Source organism: Mesotoga sp. HF07.pep.5.2.highcov, from assembly GCF_003666285.1.
Taxonomy (GTDB): domain Bacteria; phylum Thermotogota; class Thermotogae; order Petrotogales; family Kosmotogaceae; genus Mesotoga; species Mesotoga prima.
Genome location: NZ_JFHJ01000175.1, coordinates 1 through 22,745, shown reverse-complemented (window position 1 = coordinate 22,745; position 22,745 = coordinate 1). Strand labels below are relative to the sequence as shown.

At 42.3% G+C, this 22,745-nt stretch carries 16 protein-coding genes and 1 CRISPR repeat array; all 16 genes read left to right on the top strand.

Features of this window, described 5'->3' with window-relative positions; translation table 11 throughout:
- The first annotated feature begins 547 nt into the window (after nt 1–547).
- Nucleotides 548–739: a hypothetical protein gene (locus BG32_RS03505; protein WP_039882435.1), complete on the top strand. Its 192-nt coding sequence runs from the start codon at nt 548–550 to the stop codon at nt 737–739.
- Between the two features lie 163 nt (nt 740–902).
- Nucleotides 903–1,166: a CRISPR-associated endonuclease Cas2 gene (cas2, locus tag BG32_RS03500; protein WP_006489328.1), complete on the top strand. Its 264-nt coding sequence runs from the start codon at nt 903–905 to the stop codon at nt 1,164–1,166.
- Between the two features lie 97 nt (nt 1,167–1,263).
- Nucleotides 1,264–2,394: a CRISPR-associated protein gene (locus tag BG32_RS03495; RefSeq protein WP_259459480.1), complete on the top strand. Its 1,131-nt coding sequence runs from the start codon at nt 1,264–1,266 to the stop codon at nt 2,392–2,394.
- Nucleotides 2,395–2,417: 23 nt separating this feature from the next.
- Entirely contained in the window at nt 2,418–3,995 is a 1,578-nt protein-coding gene (locus tag BG32_RS03490; RefSeq protein WP_147434813.1) for a Cas10/Cmr2 second palm domain-containing protein, read from the top strand.
- Entirely contained in the window at nt 3,992–5,548 is a 1,557-nt protein-coding gene (locus BG32_RS03485; protein WP_121526387.1) for an RAMP superfamily CRISPR-associated protein, read from the top strand. Before BG32_RS03490 ends, BG32_RS03485 begins: the two co-directional genes overlap by 4 nt.
- A 13-nt stretch (nt 5,549–5,561) precedes the next feature.
- On the top strand, nt 5,562–5,885 hold the full coding sequence (locus BG32_RS03480; RefSeq protein ID WP_006489332.1) for a hypothetical protein: 324 nt from the start codon (nt 5,562–5,564) through the stop codon (nt 5,883–5,885).
- Nucleotides 5,882–6,640: a CRISPR-associated RAMP protein Csx7 gene (gene csx7 / locus BG32_RS03475; RefSeq protein ID WP_121526386.1), complete on the top strand. Its 759-nt coding sequence runs from the start codon at nt 5,882–5,884 to the stop codon at nt 6,638–6,640. The genes BG32_RS03480 and csx7 overlap by 4 nt, the downstream gene beginning before the upstream one ends.
- Nucleotides 6,637–7,536, top strand: coding sequence for an RAMP superfamily CRISPR-associated protein (locus BG32_RS03470; protein ID WP_006489336.1), 900 nt, complete (start codon nt 6,637–6,639; stop codon nt 7,534–7,536). The genes csx7 and BG32_RS03470 overlap by 4 nt, the downstream gene beginning before the upstream one ends.
- A gap of 5 nt (nt 7,537–7,541) precedes the next feature.
- Complete coding sequence (locus BG32_RS03465) at nt 7,542–7,922, top strand: hypothetical protein (protein WP_039882437.1); 381 nt, start codon at nt 7,542–7,544, stop codon at nt 7,920–7,922.
- Nucleotides 7,923–8,091: 169 nt separating this feature from the next.
- Nucleotides 8,092–8,793, top strand: coding sequence for an RAMP superfamily CRISPR-associated protein (locus BG32_RS03460; RefSeq protein WP_183084274.1), 702 nt, complete (start codon nt 8,092–8,094; stop codon nt 8,791–8,793).
- Nucleotides 8,780–9,238, top strand: coding sequence for a hypothetical protein (locus BG32_RS03455; protein ID WP_006489342.1), 459 nt, complete (start codon nt 8,780–8,782; stop codon nt 9,236–9,238). The genes BG32_RS03460 and BG32_RS03455 overlap by 14 nt, the downstream gene beginning before the upstream one ends.
- Before the next feature lie 54 nt (nt 9,239–9,292).
- On the top strand, nt 9,293–10,069 hold the full coding sequence (locus BG32_RS03450) for a hypothetical protein (protein WP_006489344.1): 777 nt from the start codon (nt 9,293–9,295) through the stop codon (nt 10,067–10,069).
- The gene (locus BG32_RS03445; protein WP_121526384.1) at nt 10,063–12,213 is read left to right on the top strand and encodes a hypothetical protein; all 2,151 of its coding nucleotides are present in this window, start codon (nt 10,063–10,065) and stop codon (nt 12,211–12,213) included. Before BG32_RS03450 ends, BG32_RS03445 begins: the two co-directional genes overlap by 7 nt.
- A gap of 362 nt (nt 12,214–12,575) precedes the next feature.
- The gene (locus BG32_RS03440; protein ID WP_121526383.1) at nt 12,576–15,671 is read left to right on the top strand and encodes a helicase-related protein; all 3,096 of its coding nucleotides are present in this window, start codon (nt 12,576–12,578) and stop codon (nt 15,669–15,671) included.
- Nucleotides 15,672–15,719: 48 nt separating this feature from the next.
- Nucleotides 15,720–18,947, top strand: a complete 3,228-nt coding sequence (locus BG32_RS03435) for a hypothetical protein (RefSeq protein ID WP_121526382.1) — start codon at nt 15,720–15,722, stop codon at nt 18,945–18,947.
- Nucleotides 18,926–19,975 (top strand): CRISPR-associated protein, encoded by a 1,050-nt coding sequence (locus BG32_RS03430; protein ID WP_121526381.1) that lies wholly within the window; start codon nt 18,926–18,928, stop codon nt 19,973–19,975. The genes BG32_RS03435 and BG32_RS03430 overlap by 22 nt, the downstream gene beginning before the upstream one ends.
- 747 nt (nt 19,976–20,722) lie before the next feature.
- Nucleotides 20,723–22,681: a CRISPR direct-repeat array (repeat unit 30 nt; unit sequence GTTGCGTGAGAACCATAGTGGTATGGAAAC).
- Nucleotides 22,682–22,745: the final 64 nt, after the last annotated feature.

The window sequence follows — 22,745 nt, the reverse complement described above, 5'->3', positions numbered from 1 at the left end:
CTCCTTTATCTAGTTCGGGAACTTCAGTTTAATTAATGCTATCCCTTTTCGGAAGGGAATTATGTGCAATCAGCATAGTGGGTTGAAAGTGCGTATGGATTGCACATTGGTTGCGTACGACTTGCGCGTTGATTTTTTCGCGTTAGAAAGTCTTCACTTGCATCTAGAAATGGCTAAAAGCATTTATTAAAGAGCTTAATAGACAATTTAGTGCTCAAACGTGATTCTTGATTTCTTTTTTCAGACTCGAGATTCGAAGCAATAAACTCTTTCAATTCATGGAAAAAGAAGTCTTCTCAGCTCAAAACTCTTAAGAAAAAGCGGGTCGCAACAAATGCAAAAAGCAAAGGAGAATGATCTTAAACTATCCCAGCTCATTCCTTGTGTACCCACATGACTTGAAGCCACGTCAGTTAAACACAGCCTCACAGATAAGGAGATAGAAGCGTCGGAAGAATGAAACGCGATTGCCAAAAAGCAAATCTACACAAAAAGTGTGATTATGAAACTTGGAATAGTCAACTTATAGGAGAAAGGTGGTGAAAGTATGTCGGTCAAACTCTCATTTGAAGAGAAGTGCAAAAATATCCGCTCTGCAGTACATACCTGTGCTGTCATTGTAGCAGGTGCATGTGCGTTATTTCTAACAGTCAAAGCTACCGCAACAACGAGCAGAGAGATGGATAACGGAAACACAGTAATCGCGAAGAAGATCACGGACAAGATTTTTAGTATGTAAAAAGTCCAGTATTGCAAGAATATGGCTTTAAACATATGCTCCTGGACAATCCTATGATAGTTCTCAACTCATGGAAGGGACAATACCTACTTCACTTCTTACTCAAAATAGTCCGAATTGAATGGAGGTCTTTCTACCAGGATCTATTACTCATGGGGGCTAAATGTGGATAATACTTGTGTATGATGTGAACGAGAAGAGAGTAGCAAAGGTGCTGAAGTATCTCCGCCGTTACCTGAACTGGATCCAGAATTCCGTCTTTGAGGGAGAGTTGACTTACGCAGAGCTTAAGAAAGTGAAGTCTGGACTGAAAAGACTCATGAACACGCAAGAGGACTCAGTTATAATATTCAGCTCGAGCCTGTCAAATGATTACAAGAAGGAAATTATTGGCCTTGACAAGGCCAAAGAAACGCAAATTCTATGAGAATAGCTAGAATGACCTTTGGATATCCACAAAGTAACTGATATAATTCGTTCATAAGGAATTTAATTTCCATTCTGACTTCGGCTTTTATAGGGGATTGCACTTTGAGGGAAGACAGGGGGAAACCATCATAAACACGATTATCTGCACAGTCGGAGCAAGCTTGAGAAAACTGTGCAATATGACTTCGAGTGGAATTGCTGATCGTCTCCTTAACTTGAATGACCCGATCGGGAATCGCGAGTTTGGAGCTGAGATTAACTCTCTAGCGTCCATACTTTCTCAGTCAGTTTTGTCTTCGAGAGACTACTTATATTTCCTTACCTCGGATACCGAAGAAGGCAAGAAGATCGGTGGCGCTCTCAAATTATTCTTTGATTGCTCGAAAGATATGAGCTTCAAAAATGTCTCCGTAAATGCAATATCCGATCTTGATGACTCAAGGCCAGACGATTTCCAGAACAAAGGCTTACGTAATCTAGTGAAGAGAATTGCCGAGATATACAAACATCACATGGATAATCTACTTATCAACGCTACAGGAGGATACAAGGCTCAGATCGCGCTCTCTCTAGCTTTCGGGATGGGGGTTAAGATCCCAGTTTATTACCGCTTCGAGACATTTGATGGCGTTATAAAGCTGCCACCAATGCCTCTGTCTCTGGATGTTGAGCTTTGGCTAGAGAACAAAGGCCTTCTCGACACTCTGGAAATGAATTCCGTCATAAACGAGAAAGATCTGGAAAGAGAGTACGATTACGGGATCAACTTCAGTACGCTTCCTGCAGAAATCAAACTTCTTATAGACCGTGAGCAAGACTCAGCAGGCCATATGCTTTCGCTGAGTCCGATGGGCGAGGTTTTTGTCCAAGCTTGCAGACTAAGTCTTGGAAAGCTGGATGTTGAAGCGAGTCTTAAGGATAGCACTGTACCGATCGAGAACAGACTAAAGAAGAGCTACAAAGAAGCCCATTCAAACAAGATGATTTCGGACAATCAATCATTCATAGACAAGCTGCTATCCATTCCATTCATCGAAGAAGTATTGGTGAGGGGCTCGAGCCAAAGATTCGACAGAAATGAATTCGTCTGCAAGCAGTTCGGCGAAATCATTAAGGCAAGATACAGTACTAGAGGCGGAACATTGTACATGGAAATTCGAACGACAGCTAGAAATCCATATGAACTAGAAAAAGCGGTTGAAGTTATCAACAGATATTTGCTCTGAAGACTCTCTTAGATTGGAGGGATATGAATTTGAGTTTGTTTGACAAAGAAGCGGTGATTAGAATACTCGCAAAATGCACAGGATCTACGGACGAAGAACTTAGGAGGAGGCTGGATAACAGAGATGAATCGCTTCCCAAAATCTGTGTTCTTTCGTACGATGTTCCCTCAATAAAAAGGTACATCTTCTCTACATCGGATTTCAGAGGGATGTTTGGTGCAAGCAATGCTTTGAGCAGATTCGATAGTCTTGCAACAGAGGAACTCGAGAAATTGGGTTCGCATGTAGTTATTGCCGCAGGTGGAACTGGGTTACTTATATGCAGTGTAGAGGATAGCAAAATCATTACCGATTGGCTGAACGAGAGTTTCTCAAAGAATGTCCCCGGAGCTAAGTTGATTGTGTCGCGAGTCAATCTTGAGCCTTATGAGTTAATATATGGTCTTAAGAAACGCGGGAATGGAACACCGATAGAAGATCTTAAGGACTTAACGGGTACAGGAGAATTCTCTGATCTTTTTGAGTGGCTATCTGCAAAACTTAGAGAAAGAAGAAACGAAGAGATATTCAAAAGCTTTCTTCTGACAGAAGAAATACAAAGATGTGAGTTCTGTTCAAGAGAAGCCGCACAGATAAAATTAATTGAATCTTACGATGAGGTCCATTATATTTGCCCGGTATGCAAAGAAAAGAGAGACCTTGCTAATGAATTGATCAAGAATAGAAAGATGGCAGTTTCTATAAACGATATCGATGTGACTGAGGATCCTGAATCGCAAAATAACCTGTTCGGCGTCATTTATATCGATGGCAATAATTTGGGAAATCTTTACTCGAAGATCCGTGACGAAAGAGATTATAGAGAGAAGAGCCAGGCAATTGAACGATGTGTTTCAGAATCGCTGAAAAAAGCAATTGTAGAAAACAAGTTAGAAGGCACTTATTCGACTCCAATAATCGGAGGAGACGATTTACTCCTCTTCGTACCTGCAGCAAAGCTATTCGCAGTATACAAAACTCTTACCAAGAATATCGAAAAGGGTTTCAAAGAACTCGGAATAGGTTTCTGCTGTGGAATGGCACTCGTTCCTAAGAAGCTTCCTGTAAAATTCGTTTTTGAAGTAGTTGAGGAATTGCTAAAATCAGCCAAAAAAGCTGCATACAAGGCTAATTACTCTAATCCGGGGAATTATGTTGCATTCAGAATGCTGCTTCAAAATTCTCTCAATCCTATCCAGGAGCATTTTTTCACAGCTCCTGGTGTTAGTCACAGGGTAAAGGAGACTTTGGGAAAAGGATTTCCGATGAGTGAGTTTGAGGAGATTCTTCGAATCATAAGAATAGATGATCCCAAGAAGTTTTCAAACCTCCTTCAGAAGATAATTTCGTGCATGGCAGATGATCCTTTGGTTGCGAAACTGAACATGAGATATTTCTACGCTCATGGAGAAAAATCTCACGACTTAGAAATGAATATCGTAGAAATGATAAACAAGTATTTCCTAATAGGTGACACTTCAGAAGAAGAGATTGAAAGTAAAGTGTTGACTTTAATGGAACTCAGTAAAGCGATGTCATTACAGAATGGGGTGAGAGCGTGATATACAACATCGAAGTCGAGACCAAATCGCCTCTTCTTATTGGCTCAAGCTCGGGAAGCGATGTCTGGTCAAAGGACATTGCAATGAAGAAAAACCTTCCGATAATACCAGGTTCAGCCATTAAGGGAGCATTGAGAGAAGTCTCGCCTATGCTAAGCGAATACGTAAATGAAATCAATTCTCTTTTTGGTGATTCTGAAAATCAGGGAAAGCTCATCTTCACTGAATTATCGGTTAAGACTCCAGGTGATTCAAACCTTTTTATTGAGCGCACCCATATTTCTATGGATAGGAAGACAAGGACAGTGTGCCAAAAGAAGCTGTTTAAGGTACGTGCTGTGAATACTGGAGTGAAGTTCCAGGGAAAAGTATTTACCGTTTCACCCTTGACTTCTAGCGAGGAGAGGATTCTTTTACTCTTACTCTCTCTCACAAAGAAACTCGGTTCAAAGAAGTCGGCCGGCTACGGTTTCATAGACATCAGACTAACTGGCAAAGTGGAGAAAAGCAGCATAAAGAATATTCCCCAAGCAAGAGTAGCACAGATAATATGCGAACCAATGGAGCCTTTTCTGGTCACCTCGGAAAAAACTAAGTCTTACCTGTATAACTCTGCCAAATACATCCCGGGATCTACACTTAGAGGAGCATATGCGGCACGATTGTCGAAAGACACCAAGGATTTTAAAGAGATATTTCTACTAGAAAGGGTGAAGTTTCCCAACCTTTATCCAATGATAGACGATGCTATTGCATATCCCTCCCCGGACTCGATTCTTAGGGCGAAGTATTCTGAAGACTCTGACGAAATATTCGATCAACTGAGGACTATACTAATATCCAGCATTGAGAATAGTAGAGGCAAGAAATTGTCGGTAAAAAACGCTAGAAACGGTAAGAGACTCGACCGGGCCGGAAAATGGTATGTCCTAGGAACTGGTGTTTTTGATTCAGGAAAAGGTGATACGTCAACTCAGGTGTCGCTTGACAGTAAGTTACGAAGTGCAAAGGACGGATCCCTGAGAACTTACAATACGTATTTCCATAATAAAATGTCGGGACTCTTCAGATCCGAGTCGGAATCTCTTCTGAGTATGCTTAATGAAGATTGGCTATACATTGGCAATTCAAAGACCAGAGGATTTGGACTTGTAAGAGTTGTAGAAATCAAAAAATATACTATCGATTTGTCAGCAGAAATAAGAAGTTTCAATGACAGTATTCAGATAGCTGTTTCGGGAAAAGATCGTACGTATGTTCCGATTCTGCTAACCTCGGATCTCATACTTCGGAAAGGCGAGAATATAGAGATGCTGCTTGGTAATGAGTTCAAACTCACATTGAGCCTATTGAAGACTTCTCATACCTCGGGATGGTCTTCAGCCTCCAACAATCTTAAACCTTTCCAAAATGTCGTTTCTGCAGGAACGGTTCTTATCTACGACACCGATTTGTCAGTTGAAGAATCCGTTGAGACTGTTGAGGAGCTATATATAAAAGGTTTGGGAAAGTTCACCGGGTCTGGATACGGTCAGTTCGTTATCTATAAGTGAAGGAGGAATAGATATGATCAGTGCTGATCAAAAGAGAAAGCTGGTTACTATGGCAGAGGAATATTATCAGAGCGGTGGGTCCAGAACTGATACTGATACGCAGCTTCGTAAGTTTTGCGAAATCGCAAAGCAGTCATCTTGCGTCGAGGAATTTGAAAACTACCTGAAGTACCAGATTGGAAGGGACACTTTTCCTTTCAGAAAAGGACTCATGAAAGAGGTAGAAAAGATAAAGGAGTTTGCTAAAGAAGAAACTCTCGAAGCCATTTCATATTACTTCGGTTACATGGCAAGGTTTGCGAAGTTTGTTGCCGCTGAAAGGGGAGGGAGAAGATGAGATTCTTTGATACTTTTATCAATCGATATACTCTAGACATACAAATAGAGCTCATCACTCCTCTTCATATTGGAGTTGGTAATCAATCAATCTCACCCCTCGATTCAGATAACGCAATAATGCGAATGCCCGATGGAAATGCAGTGATTCCCGGAGCATCTCTTAAAGGGGTCTTTAGGTCAAACTTGGAAGCGATACTACGAATGAGAGGTCTCTATGTTTGTGACAGCACAAATTCAACGTGCAGTTATAGCTCAAAAGATTCCTCAAACGAGAAATTGTACAAAGATATTGAACAGAGTTGCGAAGTATGCTCCCTCTTCGGTTCACAGTCGATTTCTTCTCACATTTACATAAGTGACGCCATAAGGAAGGGTGAGCCAGGCGAGAGTTTTACGTCAATCAGAGATGGAGTGATGATAAGAAGAGATACTGAAAATGCTGCAGGTGGTAGGAAGTACGATTTTGAAGTTGTGAATCCTGGAACGGTTTTCGCCGGAGAGATATTGCTCGAGAACGTTGATGATTATCAGGTTGGATATGTATTGATGATCATCGATCTTATGAATGAGGGATTTATCAGACTTGGCGGAAAAAAGTCAGCTGGTCTTGGAAGAGTGAAGCTGTCTTTCAACATACACAAGATTGACAAAGAGAGTATTTTGAAAGAAGGCGGCGCAGTCAGACTTTCAGATCCTGAGATCGAAAATATGAGAATCGCTGCTAGAAACCATATAGCGGAGGTTATAGTATGAGTACACTCTTTGGAGAACTTAGGAGCCATATAAAGATCGACTATTCACTCGAGCCAAAAACAGCGTTTGTAATACGAGCTGGCGGAGATTCACCAGATCCGACAGCTCCTGACAATCCGTTCGTAAGGATTAACACACCTTACGGTTACTCTATTTATGTTCCCGGAAGTTCAATGAAGGGAGTTTTCAGAAGCCATATAGAAAGCATATTAAAGGCGCTGTCAAAAGAAGTATGCGGCTTCTCTCATCAAAGGGGTGCTGACTGTGGGAAGAAGGAAATCAACAGGGGTACTCTTGAAAGAGAGAATGATGGTCTGCTAAGATACCGGAATTCCTGTTATTCATGCAAAATGTTCGGCTCAACTGCAGTTGGATCGATCGTCAGATTCGATGACCTCTTTCCTTACAAGCCGGAGAATACTCGAGAAGAAAAAATGAAAGCGGTTACCGACATCGAGAAGTACTTAAATATCAGACATGGAATAAAGATTGACAGGAAGTCAGGTTCGGTAGCAAATAGAGCACTTTATGACATTGAGTGTCTCTCCGGCGGCCAATTTTTTGGAAGCATATTCCTTAAGAATCCAGAAAAGTGGCAGCTCGCTCTGCTGTTAAAAACTTTTGCACATATTAATCATGGTTATCAAAAAGCTGGTGGGCAGAAATCAAGAGGCTTTGGCCATGTTCACCTAACGATTGAAAAGATATCATGCCTATCAAAACTGAGGGATAAAATAGTCTTCTCCTCATTTGATTCAGCTAGAGGATTCATCGACGACCCTATGAGTGTGTTCCATTCTTCGGACACATTTCCACCATACAGCTTTGAGTTCTCAGGCGAGGCCTTGGAGAAATTTGAAGCAGACGTCAACTCCACTCTTTCAAGAGCGTGGTGAGACAGTTGAATGATAGACTTGAGTATCTCGAAAGATTAAAAAGCACAGAAGACTTGTTCTATGTGATCTTTAACGACTACAGGGCTCTTCATCTTGACAAAATGACCCCCGATGAAAGTGTAGAGCTGTTCAATAAACTGCATGATAGTTTCGACTACAATTTCTACTTCAGAGCTTTCAATGAGCATCTAGATTTTGTGTGGTTCTACGGAGATATCTACATCAGCGATGAAAAGAACAGCAATCAAGGGATTGTTTTTCTTAATGCCGGTATCAGGAAAAAGATACCATTTTCTAATCCCGTAATAAAGTTTGTCAGAGACCTTTCGATGCCTGGTGGTATGAGGTATATCAGAGTAGAGGAGGAACCTGATGACAGATTATAATGACTCTCCAAAAGGATATTTAAGACTGAAGATTCCCAAGCTTAGTGCTCACATCAGTTCCCAAGAGTTTTCTCACATTGACTCATTTTGCTCTGATCGACTTAATGGTATCTTGAGAATTGGAGCGGTCACAAAATCATATACTTGCTTCACTCAGGGAGATCTCTTGATGAAAGAGGGAAAAATCACTAATGTATTGTCGAGAGAAGGGACAAGAGTACTGATTCCTGGGGCGTCGCTCAAAGGGGCTTTACGTACGTACGCGGAGTTCCTTTCTAATTCATGTGCTGGAAGCGGAACAGCTTCATGCAGCGATAGACTTTGTATTGTCTGTTCAATGTTTGGAACACTTGGAAAACTCGGTAGAGTCCAGTTCGACGACGTTCTTGTTAACGAACGTAGCTTGAAAACAACTGTTGTTTCCGGTCCTTCTCAATGGAAGGGAAAAGCAACTCTGCCAAATACGGGCAAAATTTACTCCCATACTCTATCAGAAACCGGTCAGAAAACCTCAAACTACGAAGTGATAGAACCCGGCAGCAGTTTTCAATTCGAAGTAACTGTGAAAGGACTTACCAGGAAGGAATTCGGTCTCTTGTTAGTTGCAATGGGAGTATCACGAAAGCGCTTTTCAGTAAAGCTAGGAAGAGGCAAGAACATAGGCTTTGGAAGTGTGACCTTAAGACCAGAAAACTTCTTGAAGATAAGTGCTGTGAGCGAAATTCCAATTTCTGGAGAAGAGCTCACAAAACTCGTTGATGAATGTGCCGATGTCTATCTTCAAAGTATCACAGGAGATAGTGATATAGTCGCAAATCTTGACAAAATCATTGATGACTCAAAGAAGGTGTTGCAGCTTGAAGAGGGATAGTACATCGTTAATTGAACTTGCAGCCGAAACTGCAAATATGCTTTTTAGAGCTAACAAAGCAGATCTATCCAGGTCAGCCAAAATACTTTTGGAGATCTCAAAGAAATTCGGATTTGATGAAGCAAAGAAACTGGACCTGAATCAATATAGAAAAATGAGAACTGATGGTTCAGGAGATAATCTTGGCACAATTATTGACAAGATCAAAGAGTTGTCTAAAACCGGTAAGCTTTCGAGTGAAGATATCCCTAGCTTTCTTGGATACCTGTCGAGGGAATTGAAGTATCTGGAATCGGCTAAGGCCTTCACTCATTCAGATGGATCTAATAATGGTAAAGCAACTAAGCAAAGTGGTAATAGAAGAGGGAACGCCCCTAATAGGCCAGTTAGTGGTCCAGCTACTTACAATCCCTTCGAGAAGTTGAGAAAGAAGCTAGGTAATTGACAGCGGCGAAAGCCGCTGTTTTCTTAGTATCGATAACTGAAGGAGGTGAAGTTAGTGGCCGAAACAAAACTAATGCAGAACTTGAAGGAAGCAAAAGCCTTTTATGAGGGATTTAGGGAAGAGTATTTGAAAATGAAGGATCTCCTCAGTGAGACAAAAAAAGAATCGAAGGACATCATCAAAAGAGTTGGTGATATCCGTACAGAGCTTAGTGAGATTGATTCGGAGGCTCTCAAGGCTGAAGCTAATGTCAAAGATTTACAAGAGGCCATGGTTTCACTCAGAAAAGAGCTTTCAAACGTTGATAATCAGAAGAAACTCCTTGAGGAGTTCGAGTCTGATGTAATTAGTTGCAGAGATTCTTTCAATAAAGTACGGCAAGAGCTTCGACTCTTCTTCAATTCATCGGATACAGAATCTCTTGAGAAACTAATTTCAATAATCTCGAAAACCAGAGGATTCGATCTTAAGTCATTTGAAAACCACCTTAATCAGGTCAGAGATTTTGATAAGAGTATTGGAGATAGACTTGCCAGCATGAACAACTTGCTATTGGCTCTGGATTCAGAAAATAAGAATTTAAAAATCGCTCAGCAGAACTTTGAGCAGGAGTTCAACCAGGCAGAAGAAGCGATTAACAATAAAGTTAAAGAATTCTTTGAGAAGCTCTCTAAAGAAACTTTAGAACTGGAGTGTAAAAAGAGGGCGAGTGAAGAAACGATTCAAGCTCAGCTTTCGAAGAGCGATAAACATTCTCATAGAAGCAAGTTATGGGCGCTTATCTGCCTTGTTTCATTGGCAGCGAATCTGGCGGTTGCATTTCTATGGTGAAAACGGCAAGATTCTTCAGTGTTGAAACCGCTGTTGAAAGAGCAAACCAGCTAGGAATCAACTTGAAGAATTTGTGGGAAGACTTCTGGAGGCACATAGACACAGGCGAAGGCCCAGTTAAGGACGGTAAAGTTGAGTTTCTTTATAGTGAAGACATGTACACTTACTATGCATACAGACATCAAAGTGGCAATAGAGCGCAGTTCATTGTTGACAAGGAAAGATCCACATCAATTCTTTATTTTGTGGATGAACACGACAAATCATACAAGAAGGCAAATAATGCTTTCAGGAAAGGGCGTCATTTACGTTTCTTTGAGGAAAAGCTTCGTGAGAAGCTGGTTGAACTCAAGCTTGAAAACGGAGATAATTTCAAAATCTTCGCAAGTCATTCTTCGATTCCTATCCGTATGTTTAGATTCGATCCTTCTCAATCGATAGATGAACTACTGGAGAACCTCCGCGAAATCAAATATGAGTTGTCGCCCACTCAAAAGGCAATAATTCGGGACTCCTTCAGTAAGGGTTCAAACTACATCATCGAAGGACCCGCAGGCACCGGAAAATCCCTTTTGCTTTTTAGAGCCATGTTTAGGGAAGACCCTACTATTACTAGCAGTGAAGACAGCATAAGCAATGCTATGTATGTTTCATGCAGCAAAAACCTTTTGAAGCAATGGGAGAGTCACTACAACAGAACAAAATGTGAAAGCAAAATACCGACTGAATTCACAACCATTCAGGATCTTGTTCCTGGCCTTGCAAAATCGTTTCATAACTTGGGTTCACTTATCAAGGAAATACCTATTAGCAGGGAGTTCGAGCCTATTCTGAAAAGTCATCTACCAGAAAGAGGCTCACATGAGTTCATAGAGGCCTTCTCAAGGTTGCTTTATTCTGTGAAGACTGTGAATCTAGAAGGTACTACTGATAATGACGATAGAAATAAGACCATTTATCTCCTAAAGAAGTGTGGCTTTACAGATGCTCCACTTGAAGGATTAGCAGATGTTGTCGACAATACTCTGCGAAAACTATCGAAGAAGGCAGAAGATTTAAAGACACATGATCACAAAGATCTGTTGCTGCCCTGGGAAGTTATGGTGGGAGCTCTGCAGACTCCCAGGGACCTCAGCAAATATCTTCTTCTTGTCGATGAAGCTCAGGACTTAACAGAAATCGAGCTGAAGTATCTGGCCAGCTGTAATCCAGCTAGTTATATCATTGCTTGTGACTACAACCAGCAGGTTCTAGGCCGTTTATCGCGAAAGGAATTCATCACTCGATACTTCGACAATGCAAAAGATTACTCGCTCAAAGAGGTTTACAGGAACACCCGCGATATCTTCCTTCTGGCTAAGGTGTTCAGGATAGCTACGAAGGATTCTGACCCACTGACTGAACCGGTATTGCCTTATCAGAAGCCTATTGTGTCAAGATCGACCAATCTAGATAGTCTTGTATTTAACCTGAAGAATAGTATTGATAACTCAAACAAGGTGATGATAGCCGTTCTCCTCCCGAACCAGAAAATGAAACTTGAATTTCAAGACCGTTTTGATGACTGTGACGACAGACAAATCTATCCGTTCTTGATCTCAGAGATAAAAGGCCTCGAATTCAGCAACGTAATATTGGTCAACCCTCATGAAATGGGTAATATAGAAGTCAAAACTCTCCACGAGAAACTTTACACGTCGATTACCAGGGCAAAATACATGCTCCTCACTATCTTTACAGAGGAGGCTCCAGCAGATGAAGAGATCTTCTCACTCTTCTTGACTGACACAAGACTGGATGGTCACGGAAAGGCAAGTGTAGAGATGGATCTCGTTGACGCCATAAATGAACTAATAGAATATGGAAGAACAAGTATTGACTACGGAGAGTTACTGAACACTGCAACTGAGAGAGCGAAAAATCTCCTAAAACAATATAAAGAATCAAGTAAAGAAAGTGACCTCGAAAAGGCTATCACGCTTATGTGTAAATATGAAATGTATTCTGACCTAAGCACCTACCTCTTTGAAATTGAAGAGTTTTTTTATGCTGCTGAGATAGCTCAAAAGGCAAATGATGAGGATTTGATTAGAAAAGTTTCGGAAAAAGAAAAATTAATAGGCCTTGCTCTTGAAATTGTATGAAAACCACATTTGGAAGCTAACCGGAATTGTCCGTAATATTGAATGAATCAGAAGGTAAACAAGGTCTGAAGAAGGTCGCAATTCCGTCTTTATTGATTCAGTGCCTTTCAGTTATCTATACTCGGAGCTCCCCTCATAAAAACTGGTCTATTTTCTAGCCTTTTGCACTCTCCAAATAACACCTTGGATCCACCTCCCAAAAAAGTGTGATTATATACTTTGGGGTAGCGCACTGCTAATTCGTATTTCTATTTCGCTGTAAATTCTTCTGAAACGCTTCATACATGCTTTTTATTCGATTCTATTTCCCGCTTCAAAAAACTGCTCACTTAACTCCGCATGAAAAAACTGGAGGTGATTATTTGAATGAATTCGAACCATTGAAAACACTGTTGAGTTCAAGAGTTAAACACGCTACAACTCTCGGCGCGAAGACTGTCGTCCTGAAAAATGCAAAGAAAGAAACGCTTAAGTGCATTTCTGAAGGTGAATTCAAAACTATCTCGAATGACATGAATCTCGATTTCGAATGGTATCAGACAATCAAATCGCTCAAAGGGCTTCTTTCAGTAGCAGATCATTTCAACGACTCTCCGGTTGTAATCACTGAATGGCTATACGTCGTAATAAAGAAGTACGCTCCGTTGTTTGAAAGCTACTTCGGAAAAGTGGTTGCTGTTGATTGTGGAGAGAGAGTTTCAATCGGCACAAGGGAGAATATCTCAGATGAACTGATGCCTCTCCTAGATATCGACGGACAGTTCATTTCTGTCAAAGATTTCCCAGAGACTGAGACTATTTCTCTGTTCGAAAGAATTACTCCTATCGAAGCGAACACTCTCGATCAGCTTCTCAGTCACACAGCGGGTAGAAAATGCACTGGCATCCGCCTCGATAAGAATCTGGAATCATTCCTTACCGAAGCCGGTATATCGCTTCTAAGCGGTAACTCTAATCACGAAGTAATTATTGTGAGTTCTCCAGCCGAAAGTGTGCTGAGTGAAGTGGATAGAGAAGTCTCTATGCTTAGGGCTATTGGCAGAGAAGTTGAAGTAATAGACTTTACAGGATACTGCCCCGGCGAAGAAGCGAGAAGCATAGATCTCAAGAATGAATTGAAGGAACATTTTGGATTCGATTCATTCAAAGAGTATGAAGTCTATGGAAAAACGGGCAATTATCTTGTCAGCCAGGAAGAGTTGATCAGATATCTGATCGATCAGAACTACAGGCAAGACCCCTCCGATCTATTCTTTGTTGCTTCGACCGGGTCTGGAAAGTCCCTTATCTATCAGCTTACTGCGAAGATTCTGAAGAGAGATCTGGATAGACTCACGGTAGTCATTACTCCTCTGAAGGCTCTAATGGAAGATCAGGTCAATGGGCTTATCGAAAGATACTTTGAGAACGGGGCTGCCTTTTTGAATTCAGACCTGAGTTTTGACGAGAAAAGTGAACTCACTCAAAGAGTAAGAAAGGGAGAGATCACCATTCTGTATGTTTCTCCTGAAACCTTCGTGGGAAACTCTCTATCTTCAATTATCGGTGAAAGGTCTATCGGTCTTCTTGTAGTAGATGAGGCTCATCTAGTTACAACTTGGGGCAAGACCTTCAGAGTGGACTATGGATATCTGGGAGAAGATCTTCGATTCCTTAGATCTAGGCTCAGCTTTCCGGTGATGGCCACTACCGCCACGGCCATCTCCGGAGGCGAACTGAATACAATATCTGAAATAAGCAAGCTTCTCTGTCTGAAAAATCCAAAGACTGTCATGACAAATGTTCGAAGGGACAATATCAAGTTTAAGATCGACAGTTTCGAATTGAATCAACATTCTAAAGACTGCAGAACGGCACAAAAGTTGTCAGACAGTATTGATTATGCAATCGACCTTGTCGAGTCGGGAAAGAAGAGCATTATCTACTGTCCCTTTGTCGGTCAGGCTCACAACATATACAATGCCATAGCCGATCTCGAAGAGTGCCGCAACAAAGTCGGCAGATATACGGGACCGACCGAGACCCAGGAACGTCGCCTCACCCAGGAGCTCTTCAGGAAGGGTATCTACAGAACGGTAATCGCGACCAAAGCTTTTGGGATGGGAGTAGATATTCCAGATATAGATGAAGTCTTTCACCACAGTGTTCCCTCTATCATGGCGGATTATGTCCAGGAAATCGGCAGAGCAGGAAGAGATGGAAGGCCTTCAGTGGCTTCAACTCACTTCCATACGAAAGACCTTTCAGATAGCCTGAAACTCTCCAAAATATCCGTTCCGGAACAGTGGAAGATGAGACACATAATGGAGCACATCGGTACACTGATAAGGCAGAGCAAGAACGGAGAGATTGTTCTCTCCCTGGACGACATCAGATATCTCCTCATTACCGGAAAAGACAAGTACAATGAGGAAACAATAAGGGATAAGGCTAGAGTCGCCATCTTCCTCATTCAGAAAGACCTTGAAAACAAGACGGGGAAACAGATTCTAATTAGAAAGGGAGAAACCTATCAGTATCTTTACTTCACCGCCAGCAACGATGACGCCGAAGAGCTCATGAAATCCTTCCCGGAAATATCTAGAGAATCTGCCGGCTATTCGAGAAAGGGCTTTTTCCATAACGAGGAGATCAGATCCGTTGGAGCCGTTTACAAGATAGATATCTCTGCCCTCTGGGCTAGGCTATATAGGGACAGAAATCTTAGAAAGCTCGTCTGGCAGTTCATGAGATTTCCGTCGAAGATTCTAGGAAAACCGGTAATCCCGAAAATTGCTGTCGAGATGTCAGTTATCAAGGATATGGACAGTATAAAACAGCAACTCACAAGATTCATTGAGATTCTGGGCGAGTTTGCCCTAGATTCTGCAAGAAAGCAGATGGATGAGAAGAGCCTCTTCGACGGGATCATTTCGAAGGTGAAGTCGGCATCTCTTCTCACAGGTGTGCAGGATCTGGATATAAAGATAAGAAATATCGTGAAGAACAACTTCGTTTCTTATAACGGTGATAGATTTCAGACAGGCCTGTTCAAATGTCGGGGAGAAATTGGGAACTACATCTATACGGTCCAGAACATCCCCAACATAACAAAGGACAGATGGTTGAACAAGCTCGAAGAGCTACTTGAGCCCTGTGAAGAAGGAATTTGCAGACTCTATCTAAACGGTCAGGACGAACACACAGAAGTAATTACCAGTCTACTCAACATTCTGGACATCCTGGGAATGGCAAACGTCAAGTTCAGCGGTGGCGAAAGCTGCGCTGTTCACTTGAAATGCACAGACAGAAATTACATTCTGAATAACTTCAAGAACTACTACTGTGAGATAACTAGAGATATCCGAAGAAGAATCGATAGGGAAGAGCAGATTATGCGCGATTTCTTCACCATGAAGCTCGATGACAGCCAGAGATGGGATTTCATTGAGAATTACTTTCTTGGTAGAATTTATTAACGGGGCGGAAATCCCGCCCCGTTTCTTTCAGAAAATGGAGGCCGCTTGATGTCAGAAAAACTTGAAAAAGAAGAGAAGTTTCTGCTAGACAGAACTTCACACGAAAAGGCAATTGCTGCTTTTAAGGAAGAGGCAGAAAGAAAAACAGGCATTATTCAGTGGTATATCATGCGTGAAGAAAATGAAGAGGAACGGGTCCGTCTAGAGATTGTTCCGGAAAAGACCGGAATGCGCCATGTGTGGACTCAGACTTATAAGAAGCGTTCCTCGGATTCGAAAGACAGAATCGAAAGAGAGTATTCGCTCGACCCAACAGAAGTAGATCTCAAGAACCTGGAAACACTTCCCTTCGTGGTAAAGATAAGGCATTACCTCGAACCTAAGAACAAAGGAATCAAAGAAGTGATTCTGGATGAATTTCTCGAGAAATGGAAGTGCGATTGCCAGTATCTAGTTGAGATCGAGATGAGCGACGGGAACGAAGACAAGACTGTCATCTCTGAAGAGACTGCCTCATGGAAATTTCTGAAAGATCTTACTGGTCTGACAGAGGAAGAATCAAAGAAATATGAGAACAAGACACTTGCCAAACATCACGAAGAGAGCAGCGCATTCAAAATCATCCAGTATGTCGAAAACAGGCTAAAGCCGGAGCAAATCGTTGTGGCATTGCAGGGTAATTCTTTCTTCAACAAGCTTGGCAACCTTAGAAACGAATACGAACGCGAAGGATTTCGGAAAGAAAAAGAGTACAGGGTACTTAGATTTAAGAAAAAGCGCAACGACGATGAAGAAATTAGTTGTGATCTGAACGAAGTACTGAAGAATCCGTGCTCTTACAATGACATTCGTTTCCTAGCCGCAGAGACCGATAGTATCCAGCACATATTGAATACGGGATATTCAATATCAGATGTAGAGTACATTGTATTTCCGGATAGGCCAGAAGGTTTTTCGAGAGAAGACGAACCGGCAATCTATGGCTTTCTTAAGGCACTTACAGAAAATGCTTTCAGCAAGTATGGTATTGATGTCCACAAAAGGCCAATGTATTACACAGGTGATAACATAGAGAGTCTTTCAAGAGCCTTCACTGAGATCTGGAATATCCTTGACAGAATCCGAGAAGAATACCCAAACAAGGAAATTCTGATTGACGTTACGGGTGGTCAAAAGTATCCGGGTATTATGGCTTCACTATACTGTATTTTTAACAATCTACCCTTCTTCTACATCTTCGAAGGAGAAGTCAGTCTTGCGAAATTCCCACCCGTTCCAGCAAGCTGGGATTTTGGAGCAATTGACGAAGCGCTGGCTGCATTCAATTCTATTCTTATTAGGAACACAACACATAGTTTCGAAAGAAATCATCTGAAATACTCAGAGTATTGCTCGCTCCCGGAGACTTTCAGAAATCTGTATACCGCAAGCAGCAATGAAGACTATCTTACGAGTTCTCTACCGCTAAACGTCATTGAAAGCAAATATAGAAAAGCTAGAGGCCTTCCCTTCGGGTACGGCGAAGACTTCTTGAAGCTTCTAGATAATGATTACAGTTGTACGGAAAACTACAAGAACTACCTCCGGAAAATGATTCGAGAAGTCTGGTCCCTGCAATGGATAGGCGATCAGATACCCGAGACCGTTGAACATTCTCAGCGCCATAGTAAAAGGCTTATGGAATTTACTGTCAATCTCATAAATACTATCGGCGAAGAAAACTTTCTCAACGGTATCCCAAAGCAACTGCGAAACGAGTTCTATTTCGTGTTGGCAATTGCGATGAATGTTCATGATCTGGGTCACACAAAACTAACCTACGAACTTGGAGACGGTCGCATATTGCCTCTAGATAGTCTTCCATGCGTAGTAAGAGATCTTCATCATGAGCTCTCATATCAGATGCTGGAAGATGATGATAGATTTAGGCTATTCGATGATAAGCAAAACTCATTTGACACAGACTCATGTAATAAAAACACTTGGGACAACATAAAGACTGCCGTGAAACTGGTGACAAGATACCACAGAGAGTACATGCCCATTACCGGAAAACCCGGAAAGCTGAAGGATATTGTGAGGATGCTTTCGATGGAACCAGAACCTCTCGATAAGGTGGTTGCGGCTAGTTTCGCCGACGAAAACTGGCAGAAATTAACGATAATGGCTGCGAGATGGCTAAAGTTTATTGACGGCACGGATGTTCAGTCAGACAGAACCGTAGAACCAAACTATTTCAAGACACGCGTCTTGAGAACAATAACCGAGATCGAAGCGCTTGCTGTGGAACTCGAAAGCAACACGGAGATTTCACCGTTCATTAGGAATGAAGTATCCGATCTCGTGAGTGAAGTGGGCAAGCTGCGAGCGTCCTTCGAAGCCTCTGAATACAAGTCAATGAACAGAGATCTCGCAATCTCAATCAGTAACAAAGCAAGTGAGCTAGAAAAGAATACACTCTACCCAATGATTCGGAAGAGAATCGATGAATGCAAGGGTACGATCACGATGCCAAACTGGCTGAAGCTCCTGTCAAAGATCTCTTTCAAGGCTGTCCAGTTTCCACACTTCGAAAAACACAATATGGTGAACTACGTTTACCCAAGGTTCTTCATGGAAAAGAGCCTATTTGGAAACACCGATGGCACTCTCCGCCTGAGTATCAATATAGAGAGAGAAAGCAAAAATGACATGAATTCATTGATCAGAATCATAGATAGCGTTAAGAAGGACATAGTCAAGGAGTTCGTCCGTGCCGGCCTGAATCAATTCGCAATAAAAACCATAAAAATGGAGGTCACACCATTGACAGAGAAAATACTGCTTACTCCTCTCGGCACATCCCCGGGAGTACTGTACACGCTCATTAAAAGGCTGAATCCTGACAGAGTAATAGTCATAACTTCGCAAGCAGGTAAAGATAACATTCCAGAGATATGCATGAAGGCCGGATTCGATATTGAGAAGATCAGCACTTATCTCTTCAATGATCCATTCACAGGATTTGAAGAGGTTCAAGACATCATGAGAAGAATGAGCTCGGACTTCCCGGTGGACATCAGATCCAGAATAACCGTAAATCTCGCCGGTGGAACATCCTTCCTGCAATACGTAACGGGTGAATTTGCAGAGGTTCTAGAATCTAAGATGCTCGATGTCACTAGAGTATTCGCGGTCGACAGAAGAGGAATTGACGCTCAGAAGAAAGAACCTTATGTCGTAGGTGACGTTGTCGAGCTTCCGGAGAGCAAATCATGGGCAGACAAAGAAGAGTAATAACAAACGTCGGTGGAACGATATGGTTCAACCTTAAGAAAATGTATGCTTCCCCAGACAGTGAACTCAGCAGTTCAGCAATCGTAAGCTATCTCAGAAAGATGAGCGAGGACGAGCTTAAGAAGATCTCTCCAGAAATCAACGGGCTCGGAACCTTCGGCGTAAACAAAGACGATTTGCTAATCTTCATAGCGACCAACACTGATGTATCTAAAGCATGCATGGAAGCTCTCACTGAGTTATACAGATCCAGGGGAATCAACGTCATCACAAGAGTTGTCGAAGGCTTGACCGACGATTCGAATACGGCCTTCAAAAAGGGAATCGCAGATTACGTGGATCTAATTATTGGCCTATTTGATAACGGCGAACAATGGTCATATGACAACTACTTCAATGCCACCTCAGGATACAGATCACTGATTCCGTACACCACAATCGTTGCGGCAGTTTTCGATTCCAGGGTGTTCTACCTTTACGAGAACTCCCCTCACTTGCTGGAGCTTCCTCCCTTCCCGATAAACTTTGACTTCGAGATAATGGAGAAACATTCTTCTTTCTTCGAAAAAGTCGATAACGACTGCGTTCCTGTCGAGGAAGCAAGGAAGGAATTTGGAAATGAGCTTTTCACCAAAATTGTCCCACAAATACTTCTTGAAGAAGATGGGCTTGTCTATCTCTCGAACTTTGGAAAAATTCTCTGGGGGAGATACACTGTCTCGAACCCTGAAATCTACTTAAGCGACTCAGCACAGAAAGTAATCGACAAAGATCCAGTCTATCTGGAATATATCAAAAAGATGCTCAGGAATGAGGCAGAAGCAGAGCATCAGCTTCATGAGTATGTTGGTGATGCCCAGTGCTACAAGTTTCCGGCCAAGGGTGTGAGAGTATTCTATATAAGACACGGGGAAGAGCCCCTCAAAATAGCCACGATACTAAGAAATCACGATGAATATAAAAGGTACATCAAAACAGAGCAACACGAAGCTACCTTGAACTATACAAAAGCAAGAATAAGTATCTGAACAATTCGTACATTGGCTTTTCCTTGAAGACTTTTTCTGGGCACACCTTGGTCAACGAAGCCGGTGTGCCTTTTTGCTTTTGAGGGTATTGAAGATCCGCTATTCAGCGGCAGTCACCTTCTCAATCTTGGTTCATATCTTCGCAATATTATCATTTCAAATACCCAATTTCACACACACGACCAACTATTTTATCAAACGGCTACAAGTCTTTTGAATTCGAAGATATATATTTTAGTTTGTTATCCTTATTGTCGGATCGCATTACGTAAAATCGATTTTTATGAACCTCAAATTTAGGAGTATATTTATCCTATTTCATTGATCGCATTGAGTTGTCCTTGCATAGAGCTTTTTCCGAGTTAATAATTCCGTTACCAATCCTCGTCGGATCGATCGTATACCATCTTCCTATGAAATCATTTCCTAATAACACTTCTAGGCCTATTTAGAATGATTATTATACAGTTTACACAGATTCGACTGAGGATAGGTCATTTGATTGAAAGCGAAATCGGGAGCGCTTTTCTTCTGTAAGCTTCTGCTGGGGAGTGTCGCGCCGGTATTCTTCACGGTCGTTCTTCCTTAGAGGATACCGACGCCTTCTCCCTCCACATCACACTGCGTCCATCTAGAATCAAATCCAAGCGAATCGCCGAAATGTAAATTCGATGTCGCTTACGAGATCTTCCCAGTTGGTTGATTCTGCCTCCCCAAAACCTGTATAATATCTTTGTAATAAAAGCGGTTGCGTGAGAACCATAGTGGTATGGAAACATTGATAACAGTAAAGTTTCATGATTACTCTTACTTAGTTGCGTGAGAACCATAGTGGTATGGAAACAATGATAACTAATAAACCCCGCTATACCTGTCAACCGGTTGCGTGAGAACCATAGTGGTATGGAAACTCTATTGAAGTCTGGAAGCCGTCGGCTTCGTTCTTTACGTTGCGTGAGAACCATAGTGGTATGGAAACGTCTGAGCCTTCATAAGCTCGATGTTCAGCTTAATCGTTGCGTGAGAACCATAGTGGTATGGAAACAATACAACGCAAGGCCCTTGAATTCCTGATCGTATCTTGTTGCGTGAGAACCATAGTGGTATGGAAACTCATACCCCCTCCTTCCTGTACAGGATTTTTTGCAGGGTTGCGTGAGAACCATAGTGGTATGGAAACAGATCCGGGGCGAGGAAGCTTCACTTGAAGCTTCCGTTGCGTGAGAACCATAGTGGTATGGAAACGGGAATGGAGGTGGAGATTGATAGATGGGGAAGCAGTTGGTTGCGTGAGAACCATAGTGGTATGGAAACATGAAACTTTCGATAAAGTTCCCTATGTTTTGTGGGTTGCGTGAGAACCATAGTGGTATGGAAACTTTTCCAATCCATGTTCTATCCCTCCTCTCAAACCGTTGCGTGAGAACCATAGTGGTATGGAAACATTATAGGCAATTACACGATTTGGTTTGCTACTTGAGTTGCGTGAGAACCATAGTGGTATGGAAACAGATTGCAACGTCCTCGGCACTGGAATCGAGGCCCTGGTTGCGTGAGAACCATAGTGGTATGGAAACTCGTGTTCCCTCCGACAATCGTTCCCGCCTTGACGATGGTTGCGTGAGAACCATAGTGGTATGGAAACCGAACGAGAATCTTCAGCTTTTCGGCCTCAAACTCTTGTTGCGTGAGAACCATAGTGGTATGGAAACAGACTAGGACCATTCGATCACTTCCTCATTCCCCGTTGCGTGAGAACCATAGTGGTATGGAAACACAATAGTTATAACACAATAGCTAGTCTCTTCTACTAGTTGCGTGAGAACCATAGTGGTATGGAAACCTTACGGTTACCAATACACAATCCTGATCATAAACTAGTTGCGTGAGAACCATAGTGGTATGGAAACAACACGTCTAACATGCATGTAGTCTGGTTCGGTCTGTTGCGTGAGAACCATAGTGGTATGGAAACATGTCGATGCGATAACCCTTTCCTCTCTCACCGAGTTGCGTGAGAACCATAGTGGTATGGAAACGCCCTTGATTCGCCACCGTCCTGGTGGGTGTTACTTGTTGCGTGAGAACCATAGTGGTATGGAAACTCAGAAATCATCACATACTCTCCGTTCTCATCAACCAGTTGCGTGAGAACCATAGTGGTATGGAAACAGCAATCATCCCCGTCGACGTGATCAACCATCCGGGTTGCGTGAGAACCATAGTGGTATGGAAACTGCGGCGCCTTGTGATCGGGGGGGGGGTTATTACTTCGTTGCGTGAGAACCATAGTGGTATGGAAACTTTCATGCGGGTTTCGGTCAACGGGTGTTGCGTGATGGTTGCGTGAGAACCATAGTGGTATGGAAACGTGGGTTTGCCGCCGGGGGGCTTGGGGGCGTGCTCCTGGTTGCGTGAGAACCATAGTGGTATGGAAACGTCACCGTCTTCATCAATTACCTTTAGAGTCATTTCTGTTGCGTGAGAACCATAGTGGTATGGAAACGTCTTTTCGCCTACTTTTTCATCGGGCCGTAGTTCCTGTTGCGTGAGAACCATAGTGGTATGGAAACTCCAACTCCCTGATCTTCTTCTGTTCTGGAGTTTCGTTGCGTAAGAACCATAGTGGTATGGAAACCCAGTATGTCTGATACTGAAACTTGAGCCGTGAGAATGGTTGCGTAAGAACCATAGTGGTATGGAAACATTTCACCGCTGAAGAGCATGTAAGTTTCCACTGTGTTTGTTGCGTAAGAACCATAGTGGTATG

What these genes read in the sequence shown, in the direction of transcription:
- BG32_RS03480 (WP_006489332.1), top strand. Translation starts at nt 5,562, where the DNA reads ATGATCAGTGCTGATCAAAAGAGAAAGCTGGTTACTATGGCAGAGGAA.
- BG32_RS03505 (WP_039882435.1), top strand. Translation starts at nt 548, where the DNA reads ATGTCGGTCAAACTCTCATTTGAAGAGAAGTGCAAAAATATCCGCTCT.
- csx7 (WP_121526386.1), top strand. Translation starts at nt 5,882, where the DNA reads ATGAGATTCTTTGATACTTTTATCAATCGATATACTCTAGACATACAA.
- BG32_RS03430 (WP_121526381.1), top strand. Translation starts at nt 18,926, where the DNA reads ATGGGCAGACAAAGAAGAGTAATAACAAACGTCGGTGGAACGATATGG.
- BG32_RS03470 (WP_006489336.1), top strand. Translation starts at nt 6,637, where the DNA reads ATGAGTACACTCTTTGGAGAACTTAGGAGCCATATAAAGATCGACTAT.
- BG32_RS03435 (WP_121526382.1), top strand. Translation starts at nt 15,720, where the DNA reads ATGTCAGAAAAACTTGAAAAAGAAGAGAAGTTTCTGCTAGACAGAACT.
- BG32_RS03490 (WP_147434813.1), top strand. Translation starts at nt 2,418, where the DNA reads ATGAATTTGAGTTTGTTTGACAAAGAAGCGGTGATTAGAATACTCGCA.
- cas2 (WP_006489328.1), top strand. Translation starts at nt 903, where the DNA reads ATGTGGATAATACTTGTGTATGATGTGAACGAGAAGAGAGTAGCAAAG.
- BG32_RS03460 (WP_183084274.1), top strand. Translation starts at nt 8,092, where the DNA reads ATGAAAGAGGGAAAAATCACTAATGTATTGTCGAGAGAAGGGACAAGA.
- BG32_RS03445 (WP_121526384.1), top strand. Translation starts at nt 10,063, where the DNA reads ATGGTGAAAACGGCAAGATTCTTCAGTGTTGAAACCGCTGTTGAAAGA.